We start from the raw sequence: 13668 nt of genomic DNA on the forward strand, positions 1-13668 counted from the left end.
TCAATGCGCCGCCACGGGGGCGGTGGCCGCGCCGGCCTTGCGCCGCCCCAGCTTGCGTTCGCCGACCAGGAACTGGATCAGCGCGATGGCGGCCGACATCAGCACGATGAGCACCGTGCAGTAGGCCAGCGCCACGCCGTAGTCGCCGTTGCCGACGCGGCCGATGATGTAGGTGGTGGCCAGCTCGTTCTCGGCCGTGACCAGGAAGATCACCGCGCTCACCGTGGTCATGGCGCGCACGAAGCTGTAGACCAGCGCCGCCACCAGCGCGGGCTTCAGCAGCGGCAGCACCACGCGGAACAGCGTCTGCGTGGTGGAGGCGCGCAGCATCAGCGAGGCTTCGTCGAGCGAGCGGTCCAGCTGCTTGAACGCGGCCGTGCCGGCCCGCACGCCCACCGGCAAATTGCGGAACATGAAGCACAGGATGATGATCAGCCCGGTGCCGGTGAGCTCCAGCGGTGGCACGTTGAAGGCCAGGATGTAGCTCACGCCCAGCACCGTGCCGGGAATGGCGAACGCCAGCAGCGCGGCGAATTCGAACGGCCCCTGGCCCTTGAACTCATTGCGCGCCAGCAGCCAGGCGATCAAGAGGCCCAGCGAGGCCGTGATCGGCGCCGAGATGCCGGCCAGCTTCACCGTGGTGATCAGCGAGTTCCAGGCCGTGCCGGCCCAGACCAGGCCGAACTGCCCCCACTCCAGCGCGAACGCGGTGTGGAAGTGCTTGAGGGTGAGCGTGTAGTCGCGGCCCCAGGTCTGCACGAAGCCGCCCGCGAACGCGAACAGGTAGACCACCACCGTGAACAGGATCCACGGGAAGGCCACCGCGTAGATGGTGCGGCGCACGCCGTCGGGCAGGGCCATGGCGATGCCGGCATCGCCCTTGCCGCTGACGGTGGTGTAGTTCTGCTTGCCCAGCACGCCGCGCTGCAGTGCGAACACCGCCAGCGCGAAGATCGTGAGCACCCAGGCCAGCGATGCCGCGCGGCCCGCGTCGTACTGCGCGCCCACGATGGCGAAGAAGATGTCGGTGGACAGCACGCTGTACTGGCCGCCCACGATGACCGGGTTGCCGAAGTCCGCGATGCTCTCGATGAAGCCGACCAGGAAGGCATTGGCCAGCCCGGGCTTGAGCAAGGGCAGCGTGACCGTCATGAACGTGCGGCGCCGGTCGGCGCGCAGCATCTGCGCGGCTTCCTCCAGGCTGGGCGCGATGCCCTGCACCACGCCGCGCATGATCATGAACGCGATCGGCGTGAACGCGAACAGCTGCGCCGTCAGGATGCCGGGCAGGCCATAGAACCAGCGCGTGGGCGCGATGCCGAACCAGCTCTCCAGCACTTGGTTGACCACGCCCGCCCGGCCGAACAGCAGGATCAGCCCCAGGCCCACCACGAAGGGCGGCGTGATGATGGGCAGCAGCGCCATCACGCGCAGCGGGCCCTGCCAGCGCTTGGCGCCACGCTCGGCCATCAGCGCCATCATGGTGCCCAGAATGGTGGTGCCGGTGGCCGTCAGCAACGCCAGCACCAGCGTGTTCCAGGCCACGCCGCAGCTGGTGCCGCCGGTGAGACAGCCGACGCCCCAGATGCGGGCCGTGAACACGCGCTCGAAGAAGGCGGTGAGGGACCAGCCGTCCTCCGTCATGAAGGCACCGGCCAGCGCCTTGCCCACCGGGTAGGCGATGAACAAGGCCAGCAGCACGCCGCAGCCGATCACCGCGCCCGAGACGAACAGGTCGCCACGGAAGAATCCCAGCCGCGCCAGGCCAAAGGCGGCCAGCAGCACCAGCGCCACCAGCGCGACGAAGCCGCCCGCGCCGATGCCGAACTGGTTGACGGCCAGTTCACCGAAGGTTGTGTTGAGCGCTGCCACGCTCCAGCCGCGCGCGCCGATCGTGAAGCCGGCCACCGCCAGCCCCAACGCGCCGATGAGGCCACCGGCCAGCAGCCAGCGGCCCTGGGTGCGGCCCGGCCGCTGCAGCGCGCCGACCGCGCACAGCGCCAGGCCGACGAGGCCGATCAGCAGCCAACTGCGGCCCTGCTGGAAGGCCTGGACCACGCCGTTGGCCGCATCGCCCTCGGCAAAGATGCCGGGCAGGGCCTGGTACCAGCTGGTGTCTTGAATGGCGTACCAGGGCAACAGCAGGTACGCGAGAAAGCCGGCGACGGTGCAGAGCCGCACCGCGCCATTCGGATGACGGACCACGGTGGATTACCGTGGGAGGGAGTTGACGTCCTTCTCCCAGCGCGCGATCAGGCGGCGCCGCTCGGCGCTCGCGCCGTACTTCTTGTAGTCGTAGTCGATCATCTTGATCTTCTTGAAGTCCGGCACGTTCGGGTCGACCACGGTGCCCTTGTTCGACGGCAGCTGGTACTGCTTGGCCGCGGCGCCGAAGGCCTGGGCCGCGGGCGTCAGCGCCCATTCGTAGAACTTCTTGGCCTGCTCCAGGTTGCGCGCGCCCTTGATGATGCTCATGGAGCCGATTTCCGAGCCCGTGCCCTCGCTGGGCGTAGCGGTCTCGACCGGGAAGCCCTGCATGCGCTCTTGCGGTGCATCGTGCACGAAGCTGATCGACACCGCCGTCTCGCCGCGCGCCACGGCCTTGATCGGGCCGGTGCCCGAGCGCGTGTACTGGCCTACGTTCTTGTGCAGGCTCTTCAGATAATCAAACGCTTTGTCTTCGCCCATCAGCTGCACCAGCGTGGCGATCATGGTGTAGGCCGTGCCGCTGGACGCGGGGTTGGCCACCTGGATGTCGCCCTTGTACTCGGGCTTGAGCAGGTCGGCCCAGGCCTTGGGCGGGGCCAGCTTCTTCTTGGCCAGCAGTTCGGTGTTGTAGCCAAAGCCGAGGGGGCCGGAATAGATGCCCACGGTCTTGAAGCCCGACTGCTGCGCCTGCTGCTGCGCCCAGGGGTAGAGCTGCGGCAGGCTGGGCGACTTGTATTCCAGCGACAGGCCCTGCTCGGCCGCCTGCAGGTGCGGGTCGCCGGTGCCGCCGAACCAGACGTCGGTCTTGGGGTTGTCCTTCTCGGCGATCAGCTGGGCCAGGGCCTCGCCCGAGCCCTTCATGGCCACGTTGATCTTGACGCCGGTGGTGCGCGCGTACACCGTGGCGAGCATGTTGCACCAGTCGGCCTGCACGGAACAGATGACATTGACCTGCTGGGCGGATGCGCCGAAGGCGGCTGCCAGCGCGGCGCCGGCGATGAAGGTTTTTGTGGTGAATTTCATGGTGCTCTCACGCCTGCTATCGAAAAAAAGGGCCCTGACGGGCCGGGCGCGGAGCATAACCGTGTGTCAGTTGTGTGACAACGGTGGAACTACTCTCATGGAGTGCATGCAACATGAACGATCGGTCAGCCCCTCGAATGCCGCTTCGTGGCCTGCGGAGCGTCTGGCTCCAGCGGCTGCATGTTGCTGTTGGCCAGCCATTCCCTGTAGGCGCGGCTGGCCCTGGCCTTTTCCTCGCGGCGGCGGCGGCGCTTCAACACCCGCGAGCGGACCGCCAACACCACCATCAGGATGGTGACCGAGACCACCACCACGATGAACGACCAATCCATCTCGAACAGATCCTGCACGGGGAAATCCTTGTACGTTTTCTAGCGCTATTTTTAGCGTATTTGAGCCCATTTTGGGCCGCCGTGTGTACGGGTCGGGCGCTCGACGATGCGGCATCGGCCTACAAACAGGCGGGGGGCAGTCCGCTCGTGGTGCACAAACCACGCCAGGACACTGCCCAGTCAGCCTGGAGCCGTGGGTTTTCCACTTTGGTTCGGGTTGCCTCCGCCATGACCCATCTCGCCGAACAAGACATCCACTTTTTTCGAGAAGGCACGCACACGCAACTGGCCGGAAAGCTCGGCGCTGCCCTGCAGCCCGGTGGTGAGGGTGCCACGTTCGCCGTCTGGGCACCCAACGCCGAAGCCGTCAGCGTGATCGGTGACTGGAACGGCTGGGACCCGGGCGCCGACCGGCTGACCCCGCGCGCCGATGGCAGCGGCATCTGGGAAGGCCTTTGCGCCCAGGCGCGCCATGGCCAGGTCTACAAGTACCGCGTCTTCGCGAGCGGCGGCCATTCCACCGACAAGGCCGACCCCTACGCACTCGCCAGCGAGCTGCCGCCGGCCACCGGCTCGCGCCTGTGGTCCTTGGAACACGAGTGGACAGACGAAGCCTGGATGGCGCAGCGCGCCGCCACCGATGCCAGCCAGTCTGCGATGTCGGTCTACGAGGTCCACCCAGGCTCCTGGCGCCGCGACAACGGCGAGTTTTTGGGCTGGCGTGCGCTGGCCCATGCGCTGGGCGAGCATGTGACCAACATGGGCTTCACGCATGTGGAGCTGATGCCCGTCACCGAACACCCGTTCTACGGCTCCTGGGGCTACCAGACCACGGGTTACTTCGCGCCGACCGCGCGCTATGGCACGCCGCAGGACCTGAAGTATCTCGTCGACCACCTGCACGGCCTGGGCATCGGCGTGCTGCTGGACTGGGTGCCCTCGCACTTCCCGACCGACGCGCACGGCCTGCAGGATTTCGATGGCACGCACTTGTACGAGCATGCCGATCCGCGCCAGGGTTTCCACCCCGAGTGGAATTCCAGCATCTTCAACTACGGGCGCAACGAGGTGCGCAGCTTCCTGCTGTCGTCGGCGCTGTTCTGGCTGCGCGAATACCACTTCGACGGCCTGCGCGTGGACGCCGTGGCCTCCATGCTCTACCTGGACTACGCGCGCAAGCACGGCGAGTGGATCCCCAACATCCACGGCGGCCGCGAGAACCTGGAGGCCGTGCACTTCCTGCGCGTGCTGACCGAAGCCGTGGCGCGCGAGGTGCCCGGCGCCGTCACCATCGCCGAGGAGTCGACCGCCTGGCCCGGCGTGTCGCACCCCGTGGCCGATGGCGGCCTGGGCTTCTCGATGAAGTGGAACATGGGCTGGATGCACGACACGCTGAAGTACTTCGGCCAGGACCCGGTCTACCGCAAGCACCACCAGGGCCAGCTGACCTTCTCCGTGGTCTATGCCTTCAACGAACGCTTCGTGCTGCCGCTCTCGCACGATGAGGTGGTGCACGGCAAGGGCTCGCTGCTCACGCGCATGCCCGGCGACGACTGGCAGCAGTTTGCCAACCTGCGCGCGCTGTTCGGCTACATGTGGACGCACCCGGGCAAGAAGCTGCTGTTCATGGGCGGCGAGTTCGGCCAGCGCCGCGAATGGGCCCACGACGGGGAGCTGGACTGGGCCCAGTCCCGCGAGCCGCGTCATGCCGGCTTGTCGCGCCTGATCGGCGACCTGAACGGCCTGTACCGCGACGAGCCCGCGCTGCACCTGCACGACTTCGACGGCGCAGGCTTCGAGTGGGTCGCCATGGACGACGCCGCCGCCAGCGTGATCGCCTTTCTGCGCAAGGGTGCGCCCGGCGGCCCGCAGTTGCTGGTGGTGTGCAACCTCACGCCGCTGCCGCGCCACGGCTACCGCCTCGGTGTGCCAGCGGCCGGTTACTGGCGCGAAGTGCTGAACACCGACAGCGCCGACTACGGCGGCTCAGGCATCGGTAACCTCGGCGGTGTCGAGGCCGACGACCAGCCCGCGCATGGGCGCCCCTATTCTGTGCCTTTGACGCTGCCGCCCCTGGCCACCCTCATCCTTCGCCTGGAGCCCGATGCCTATGCCGCCTGAGACCACTCCCAAGAAGCGCGCACGCGCAGCCGCAGCGCCCGTCGCGTCCGCGCCGGTCGTGCCGGCCGCTCCAACCGCTTCGGCCGTACCCGTGCTGCCCATGCCCGAGGACGGCCAGATCCGCGCCGTCATCGATGCCGTGCTGCCCCAGGTCGACGCCGGCCGCTTCGCCGTCAAGCGCGTGGTCGGCGAGATGCTGGCCGTCACCGCCCATGTCTTCACCGACGGGCACGACCAGGTGCGTGCGCGCCTGTGCTGGCGGCGCGAGGACGACAGCGCCTGGCAGGAGCTGGAGATGCTGCCGCAGGGCAACGACGTTTGGGGCGCCAGCTTCGCGCCGGAAGCGCAGGGCCGCTGGCGTTACACCGTCGTGGCCTGGGTGGACCACTTCCAGTCCTGGCGTGCCGAACTCAAGCGTCGCATTGACCCGGCCGACCTCCTGCTCGCCGCGCGCGCCGGTGCCGACCTGGCCGACGCCGCAGCCGCCCGCGCCAAGGGCGAGGACCGCAAGCGCCTGACCGCCTGGGCCAAGAACCTGCGCACGCGCGCCGAGGCCGTCGGCAAGACCACCATCGACGCGCTGGACCAGGTGACGAGCGAGATCGCCTCGATCAAGACGCTGGCGCTCAGCGACGACCTGGCCACCGTCGCCGACCTCTACCCCGACCGGCGCCATGCCACACGCTTTGCCGGCGAGCAGGGCCTGCCGCTGGTGGTGGACCGGCTGCGCGCCGCGTTCAGCGCCTGGTACGAGCTGTTCCCGCGCTCGGCCGCTCTGGAGGAGGGCCGCCACGGCACGTTCCAGGACGTGCAGGCGCGCCTGCCGTACGTGGCCGAGATGGGCTTTGACGTGCTGTACTTCCCGCCCATCCACCCGATCGGCCGCCAGCGCCGCAAGGGCCGCAACAACACGCTGACGCCCGAGCCGGGCGACGTGGGCAGCCCCTGGGCCATCGGCGCCGAGGAGGGCGGCCACAAGGACGTGCTGCCGGCCCTGGGCACGCTGGAAGACTTCCGCACCCTGGTGCAGGCCGCCAATGCGCAGGGCATCGAGATCGCCATGGACATCGCCTTCCAGTGCGCACCCGACCACCCCTACGTGCAGCAACACCCGACATGGTTCCGCAAGCGGCCCGACGGCAGCGTGCAGTACGCCGAGAACCCGCCCAAGAAGTACCAGGACATCTACCCCTTCGACTTCGAGACGGAGGACTGGCGCGCGATGTGGGCCGAGCTCAAAAGCGTGTTCGACCACTGGATCGGCTATGGCGTGCGCATCTTCCGCGTGGACAACCCGCACACCAAGGCCTTCGCGTTCTGGGAGTGGTGCATCGCCGCCGTCAAGCGCGAGCACCCCGACGTGCTGTTCCTGGCCGAAGCCTTCACGCGGCCCAAGGTCATGCACCGGCTGGCCAAGCTGGGCTACTCGCAGTCGTACACCTACTTCACGTGGCGCAACACGCGCCACGAGCTCATGGAGTACTTCAACGAACTCGCGCACGGCCCCGGCGCCGACTACTACCGCCCCAACGCCTGGCCCAACACGCCCGACATCCTGAACGAGCACCTGCACGACGCGCCGCGCGCCGTGTTCATGACGCGGCTGGTGCTGGCCGCCACGCTGGCGGCCAGCTACGGCATCTACGGCCCGGCCTACGAGCGCATGGAAGGCCGGCCGCGCGAGCCCGGCAGCGAGGAATACCTGGACTCCGAGAAATACCAGCTGCGCCATTGGGGCGAGTGGCGCGTGGACCGCGAAGACAGCATCGCGGCCTTCATCGCCACCGTGAACCGCATCCGCAACACGCATGCGGCGCTGCAGTCCAACCGCGAGCTGCGCTTCTTCGACACCACCAACCCCTACCTCGTCGCCTACGCCAAGCGCGATGCGGACGGCCGCAACGCCGTGCTGACTGTCGTGAACATCGACGCCACGTTCACGCAGAGCGGCTTTGTGCACGTGGACGCCGGCTGGATGGATGTGGGCGGCGTGGGCAGCTACGTCGCGCATGACCTGCTGACCGACCAGCGCTTCAGCTGGACCGACGGCGCCAATTACGTGAGCCTGGTGCCGTCGCTGATGCCGGCCCATGTGCTCAAGATCCAGCGGAGCGATGCATGAAGAACACCACAAGCGTCGAGACCACGCCCCACCTGCCGGACGCCGGGCAGGGCCCCGTCACACCACGCACCGACGAGGCGCTGTGGTACCAGGACGCGGTCATCTACCAGCTCAACGTCAAGGCCTTCGTCGACTCCAACGCCGATGGCGTGGGCGACTTCAAGGGCGTGACCAGCAAGCTGGACTACGTGAAGGACCTGGGCGTCAACACCATCTGGCTGATGCCGTTCTACCCCTCGCCGCTGCGCGATGACGGCTACGACATCGCCAGCTACATGGACGTGCACCCGCAGTACGGCACGCTGGACGACTTCAAGGAAATGCTGGCCGAGGCGCATCGGCGCGAGCTCAAGGTCATCACCGAGCTGGTCATCAACCACACCTCGGACCAGCACCCCTGGTTCCAGCGCGCGCGCAAAGCGCCACCCGGCTCGCCCGAGCGCGACTTCTACGTGTGGAGCGACACCGAAGCCAAGTACAAGGGCACGCGCATCATCTTCACCGACACGGAGACCAGCAACTGGACCTGGGACCCGGTCGCCAAGGCCTATTTCTGGCACCGCTTCTTCAGCCACCAGCCCGACCTGAACTTCGACAACCCGGCGGTGCTGGAGGCCGTGTTCGAGGTCATGCGCTTCTGGCTCGACCTGGGCGTGGACGGCTTCCGTCTCGACGCCATCCCCTACCTGATCGAGCGCGAAGGCACGAACAACGAGAACCTGCCCGAGACGCACGCCATCCTGAAGCAGCTGCGCGCGGCGGTGGACGCCAACTACCCCAACCGCTTCCTGCTGGCCGAGGCGAACCAGTGGCCCGAAGACGTGCGCGAGTACTTCGGCGACGGTGACGAGTGCCACATGGCCTACCACTTCCCGCTGATGCCCCGGATGTACATGTCCATCGCGCAGGAAGACCGCTTCCCGCTCACGGAGATCATGCAGCAGACGCCGGACATCCCGCAGAGCTGCCAGTGGGCCATCTTCCTGCGCAACCACGACGAGCTGACGCTGGAGATGGTGACCAGCAAGGAGCGCGACTACATGTACAGCACGTACGCGGCCGACCCGCGTGCGCGCATCAACGTGGGCATCCGCCGCCGCCTGGCGCCGCTCATGGAGAACGACACCGACCGCATCAAGCTCATGAACAGCATGCTGCTGTCCATGCGCGGCTCGCCCATCGTCTACTACGGCGACGAGATCGGCATGGGCGACAACGTGTTCGTGGGCGACCGCAACGGCGTGCGCACGCCGATGCAGTGGAGCCCCGACCGCAACGCCGGCTTCTCGCGCGCCGACCCGCAGCGGCTGTACCTGCCGCCCATCATGGACGCGGTCTACGGCTACGAGGCGCTCAACGTGGAGCAGCAGCAACGCGAGCCCGCCTCGCTGCTCAACTGGATGCGCCGCATGCTCGCCACGCGCGGCACCAGCAAGGCCTTCGGCCGCGGCGAGATGCTGTTCCTCAAGCCCGGCAACCGCAAGATCCTGGCCTACCTGCGCGTCTACGAGGACGAGGTGATCCTGTGCGTGGTCAACCTTGCGCGCTCGGCCCAGCCGGCCGAGCTGGACCTGTCCGCCTTCAAGGGCCGCGTGCCTGTGGAGATGCTGGGCCGCACGGCCTTTCCGCCGATCGGCGAGCTGCCCTATCTGATGACGATCGCGGCGCACGGCTTTTACTGGCTGCGCCTGGCGACCGACGTCGCCGCGCCCAGCTGGCACCAGGAGGTGCTGCCCGCCGAAGACCGGCCCGTGCTGGTGCTGTTCGACGGCTGGAACAGCCTGTTCCGCGACCAAGTGGTGCCCTGGCGCATCGGCATGGCCGTCAAGACGCGCCAGCAGTTCGAGAACGAAGTGCTGCCCACGCATGTGCAGGGCCAGCGCTGGTACGCGAGCAAGGGCACGCCCGTGCAGCGCGCGCGCCTGGCCGACCATGCGATGTGGGAGCAGGGTGATGACACCTGGCTGCTGCCGCTGGTCGAGCTGGACGGCCCGGCGGACTCCACCTATTTCGTGCCGCTGGCCATCGCCTGGGAAGACCGCGAGGAAGAGCGCTTTCGCAGCTTCGGCCCCGCCGCCGTCGCCCGCGTGCGCCAGCAGGCCGAGGTCGGCTACATGGCCGACGCCTTCGCCGACGAGCGCTTTTGCCGCGCCGTGATCGCCGCCATCGGCGAGGGCCGCAGCTTCGCGGCCGGCGCCGGGACCATCCGATTCGTGCCCACGAAGCTGTTCAAGGAACTGGCCGGCAGCGATGTCGGCACGCTGGCCATCGAGCGCCCGCAGGCCCAGAGCAGCAACACCATCGTGTCGGTGGACGACCGCCTGTTCCTCAAGGGCTACCGGCGCATCCGCAAGGGCGTGAACCCGGAGTTCGAGGTCGGCCGCTTCCTGACCGAGGTGGCCAACTTCCCGCAGTGCGCGCAGGTGGCAGGGGCCGTCGAATACGTGGCCAAGGACGGCACGAGCAGCACGCTGTGCCTGCTGCAGGCCCATGTCAACAACCAGGGCGACGGCTGGGTCTACGCACTGGGCTACCTGGAGCGCCACCTGGAAGAGCGCCGCACGCCGATTGCCGAGGCCATGCCCGACGACGTGCACGGCGCGCACCTGGAGCTCATGCGCACGCTGGGCCGCCGCACGGCAGAACTGCACCTGGCGCTGGCCACGAGGAGCGGCAACGCCGGCTTCGACCCCGAGCCCCTGAGCGTGGCCGACATCGTGGGCTACCGCCAGCAGACGCTGCAGGAACTGCAGAGCACGCTCACGCAGCTGCAGGCCGCGCTGCCCAAGCTTTCGGGCGCGGCCCAGCAGGACGCCAGGGCCGTGCTGGCCTCCAGCACCGCGCTGTCGCAGCAGATCGAGTCGGCGGGCCTGCCCGAAGGCGAGGGCGTGAAGACGCGCATCCACGGCGACTACCACCTGGGCCAGGTGCTGGTCACGCGCAACGACTTCGTGATCGTCGATTTCGAGGGCGAGCCGGGCCGCGGCTTCGAGGAGCGGCGCGCCAAGCAGTCGCCGCTGCGCGACGTGGCCGGCATGCTGCGCTCGTTCGGCTACGCACGGGCCAGCGCCTTGCGCCATGCCACGCGCAGCCCGGACGAAGCGGCGGCCCTGGCGGCGCCGGCGCAGGAGTGGGAAACGCTCACGCGCAACGCCTTCCTGCGCAGCTACCGCGACACGGTGGCCGGCGGCGCGCTGGCGGTCTCCGACCATGCGATGAGCCTGCTGTCGCTGCTGGAGCTGCAAAAGGCGCTGTACGAGCTGCGCTACGAACTCGACAACCGGCCGGACTGGGTGCAGATCCCGCTGGCCGGCATCCTCGCCTTGCTGGCGCCACCGTCCACCCTGGAGTGACACCATGGAACGAATTGATGTGATGCTCGAGCCCGTACGGGCCTTTCTGATCCAGGTGGGGGCCTTCCTGCCCAAGCTGGCCATCGCGCTGCTGGTGCTGCTGGTCGGCTTCCTGATCGCCAAGGCCGCGCGCTTCGCCGTGGAAAAAGGGCTGCGCGCGATCAACTTCCACATCCTCACGCGGCGCGCCGGGCTGGACGGCTTCCTGCAGCAGGGCGGCACCCACATCGACACCATCGGCGTGCTGGGGCTGCTGAGCTACTGGGTGGTGATCCTGGCCGCGCTCATCGTGGCCTTCAACGGCCTGGGCCTCACGCATGTGACCGAGCTGCTGAGCCGCGTGATGCTGTTCGTGCCGCAGCTCATCGTGGCACTGCTGGTGCTGGCCTTCGGCTCTTACTTCGCGCGCTTCCTGTCCAACGCGATCGCCACCTACTGCAAGGGCGTGGGCATGCGCGACGGCCAGGCGCTGGGCCAGCTGGCCTACTACGCGATCCTGGCCTTCGTGGTCATGATCGCGCTGGACCAGATGGGCATCGGGGGCAGCATCGTGCGCGATGCCTTCCTGCTGATCCTGGGTGGCGTAGTGCTCGCGGTGGCCCTGGCCTTCGGCCTGGGCGGCAAGGACTGGGCCGCCGCCCAGCTCGAACGCTGGTGGCCCTCCAGCGACAAACACGATCGCCTGCCGTGATGCGGTTCGGCGCTGAACTGCAGGAGGCGGGCGGCACGACCTTCCGCCTGTGGGCGCCGGGCGCCTCGTCCGTCATGCTGGCGCTGGAGGGCGGCAGCCAGCACCTGATGCAGGCCTCGCGCGACGGCTGGCACCAGCTGCATGTGCCCGAGGCGGGCGCCGGCACGCGCTACCGCTTCCGGCTGGACGACGGCACGCCGGTGCCCGACCCGGCCTCACGCCGCAACCCCGACGACGTGCACGGCGCCAGCGAGGTCGTGGACCCACGCGGCTACGCTTGGGCAGACGCGGACTGGACCGGCCGCCCCTGGCACGAGGCCGTGCTCTACGAACTGCACGTGGGCACCTTCACGCCCGAGGGCACGTTCGCGGCCGCGCACGCCAGGCTGGCCGAGCTGGCCGACCTGGGCATCACGGCCATCGAACTCATGCCGCTGGCCGACGCGCCGGGCGCGCGCAACTGGGGCTACGACGGTGTGCTGCACTTCGCGCCGGCCGCCCACTACGGCACGCCCGACGACCTCAAGGCGCTGGTGGACCATGCGCACGGGCTGGGCCTCATGGTGTTCATCGACGTGGTCTACAACCACTTCGGCCCCGACGGCAACTACCTGCACGGCTACTGCCCGCCGTTCTTCAACGCCGCGCACCAGACGCCCTGGGGCGCGGCCATCAACTACGACGGCGAGCACAACGAGGCGGTGCGCGCGTTCTACGTGGCCAACGCGCTGTACTGGATCGAGGAATTCCACGCCGACGGCCTGCGGCTGGACGCCGTGCACCAGATCCGCGACGACTCGGCGCTGCACATCGTCGAGGAGATCGCCCAGGCCATCGCCTGCGGCCCGGGCGTGGACCGCTACGTGCACCTGGTGCTGGAGAACGACGCCAACGAGGCGCAGCGCCTGCTGCGCGACGCGGAGGGCGCGCCCATCGCGTCCACCGCGCAGTGGAACGACGACCTGCACCACGCCGCCCACGTGCTGCTGACCGGCGAGACCGACGGCTACTACGCCGACTATGCGCACGAGCCCGCGCAGCAGCTCGCGCGTGCATTCGCCGAGGGCTACATCTTCCAGGGCCAGATGGCCGAGCACCACGGCGCACCGCGCGGCGAGGCCAGTGCCCACCTGCCGCCCGTGGCCTTCATCTCGTTCCTGCAGAACCACGACCAGACCGGCAACCGCGCTATGGGCGAGCGGCTGTCCGCGCTCGCCGAGCCGCACAAGCTCGACGCGCTGTACGCCTGCCTGCTGCTGTCGCCCCACATCCCGATGCTGTTCATGGGCGAGGAGTGGGCGGCGACCACGCCCTTCCTGTACTTCTGCGATTTCGAGGGCGAGCTGGCCGAGGCCGTGTCGAACGGGCGGCGCAACGAATTCAAGCGCTTCGCGGTCTTTGCCGACGAGGCCGCACGCGCCCGCATCCCGGACCCGAACGCCGCCGCCACCTTCGAGCAGTCCCGGCTGCGCTGGGACGAGCGCGAGATGCCGCCGCATGCCGAGCGGCTGGCCCTGGTGCGGCGCCTGCTGGCGCTGCGCCGCCAGCATCTGGCGCCGCACCTGGCCGGGCCGATGCAGGGGGGCCAGTCGCTGGGCAGCGGCGACCTGTTGCGCGTGGTCTGGACGCTGGCCGACGGCATCGGCTGGGAGATCGTCGCCAACCTGGGTGACGGTGCGCAGGTCGCGCCGCTGGGCCGCGACTGGGAATCCGTCTATGCATCGCACCCCCTGGCCAACGACGGCCCCCTGCTGCCATGGTCCGTGCGCGTGGCGGCCAAGCCCGTGCGCGCCTGAGTGCCACCGTCGCCTGCCACCG

Annotated in this window: 8 protein-coding genes; 5 read left to right on the forward strand and 3 right to left on the reverse strand. The window is 68.7% G+C overall.

What is annotated here, in order from left to right:
- The 3 genes from ASF43_RS14920 to ASF43_RS14930 form a co-directional block, all read right to left on the reverse strand.
- Nucleotides 1–2205: an iron ABC transporter permease gene (locus tag ASF43_RS14920; protein ID WP_056182444.1), complete on the reverse strand. Its 2205-nt coding sequence runs from the start codon at nt 2203–2205 to the stop codon at nt 1–3.
- A gap of 6 nt (nt 2206–2211) precedes the next feature.
- Complete coding sequence (locus tag ASF43_RS14925) at nt 2212–3231, reverse strand: ABC transporter substrate-binding protein (protein ID WP_056182447.1); 1020 nt, start codon at nt 3229–3231, stop codon at nt 2212–2214.
- 125 nt (nt 3232–3356) lie between these two features.
- Nucleotides 3357–3581 carry a hypothetical protein gene (locus ASF43_RS14930; RefSeq protein ID WP_056182450.1) on the reverse strand — a complete coding sequence of 75 codons (225 nt, stop codon included), beginning with the start codon at nt 3579–3581 and terminating at the stop codon, nt 3357–3359.
- 210 nt (nt 3582–3791) lie between these two features.
- Between ASF43_RS14930 and glgB the strand changes: the two genes are divergently transcribed.
- The 5 genes from glgB to treZ are packed head-to-tail and all read left to right on the forward strand — an operon-like array spanning nt 3792 to nt 13646.
- Complete coding sequence (gene glgB / locus ASF43_RS14935) at nt 3792–5684, forward strand: 1,4-alpha-glucan branching protein GlgB (protein WP_056182453.1); 1893 nt, start codon at nt 3792–3794, stop codon at nt 5682–5684.
- Nucleotides 5668–7806 carry an alpha-1,4-glucan--maltose-1-phosphate maltosyltransferase gene (locus ASF43_RS14940; RefSeq protein WP_082497865.1) on the forward strand — a complete coding sequence of 713 codons (2139 nt, stop codon included), beginning with the start codon at nt 5668–5670 and terminating at the stop codon, nt 7804–7806. Before glgB ends, ASF43_RS14940 begins: the two co-directional genes overlap by 17 nt.
- Nucleotides 7803–11159, forward strand: coding sequence for a maltose alpha-D-glucosyltransferase (treS, locus tag ASF43_RS14945; RefSeq protein WP_082497866.1), 3357 nt, complete (start codon nt 7803–7805; stop codon nt 11157–11159). Before ASF43_RS14940 ends, treS begins: the two co-directional genes overlap by 4 nt.
- Before the next feature lie 4 nt (nt 11160–11163).
- The gene (locus ASF43_RS14950; RefSeq protein ID WP_056182456.1) at nt 11164–11850 is read left to right on the forward strand and encodes a hypothetical protein; all 687 of its coding nucleotides are present in this window, start codon (nt 11164–11166) and stop codon (nt 11848–11850) included.
- On the forward strand, nt 11850–13646 hold the full coding sequence (treZ, locus tag ASF43_RS14955) for a malto-oligosyltrehalose trehalohydrolase (protein WP_056182459.1): 1797 nt from the start codon (nt 11850–11852) through the stop codon (nt 13644–13646). Before ASF43_RS14950 ends, treZ begins: the two co-directional genes overlap by 1 nt.
- The last annotated feature ends 22 nt before the right edge of the window (nt 13647–13668 follow it).

This window comes from Pseudorhodoferax sp. Leaf267 (assembly GCF_001422405.1).
In the GTDB taxonomy this organism is placed as follows: Bacteria; Pseudomonadota; Gammaproteobacteria; order Burkholderiales; family Burkholderiaceae_C; genus Pseudorhodoferax.

What these genes read in the sequence shown, in the direction of transcription:
- glgB (WP_056182453.1), top strand. Translation starts at nt 3,792, where the DNA reads ATGACCCATCTCGCCGAACAAGACATCCACTTTTTTCGAGAAGGCACG.
- treZ (WP_056182459.1), top strand. Translation starts at nt 11,850, where the DNA reads ATGCGGTTCGGCGCTGAACTGCAGGAGGCGGGCGGCACGACCTTCCGC.
- ASF43_RS14950 (WP_056182456.1), top strand. Translation starts at nt 11,164, where the DNA reads ATGGAACGAATTGATGTGATGCTCGAGCCCGTACGGGCCTTTCTGATC.
- treS (WP_082497866.1), top strand. Translation starts at nt 7,803, where the DNA reads ATGAAGAACACCACAAGCGTCGAGACCACGCCCCACCTGCCGGACGCC.
- ASF43_RS14925 (WP_056182447.1), bottom strand. Translation starts at nt 3,231, where the DNA reads ATGAAATTCACCACAAAAACCTTCATCGCCGGCGCCGCGCTGGCAGCC.
- ASF43_RS14940 (WP_082497865.1), top strand. Translation starts at nt 5,668, where the DNA reads ATGCCTATGCCGCCTGAGACCACTCCCAAGAAGCGCGCACGCGCAGCC.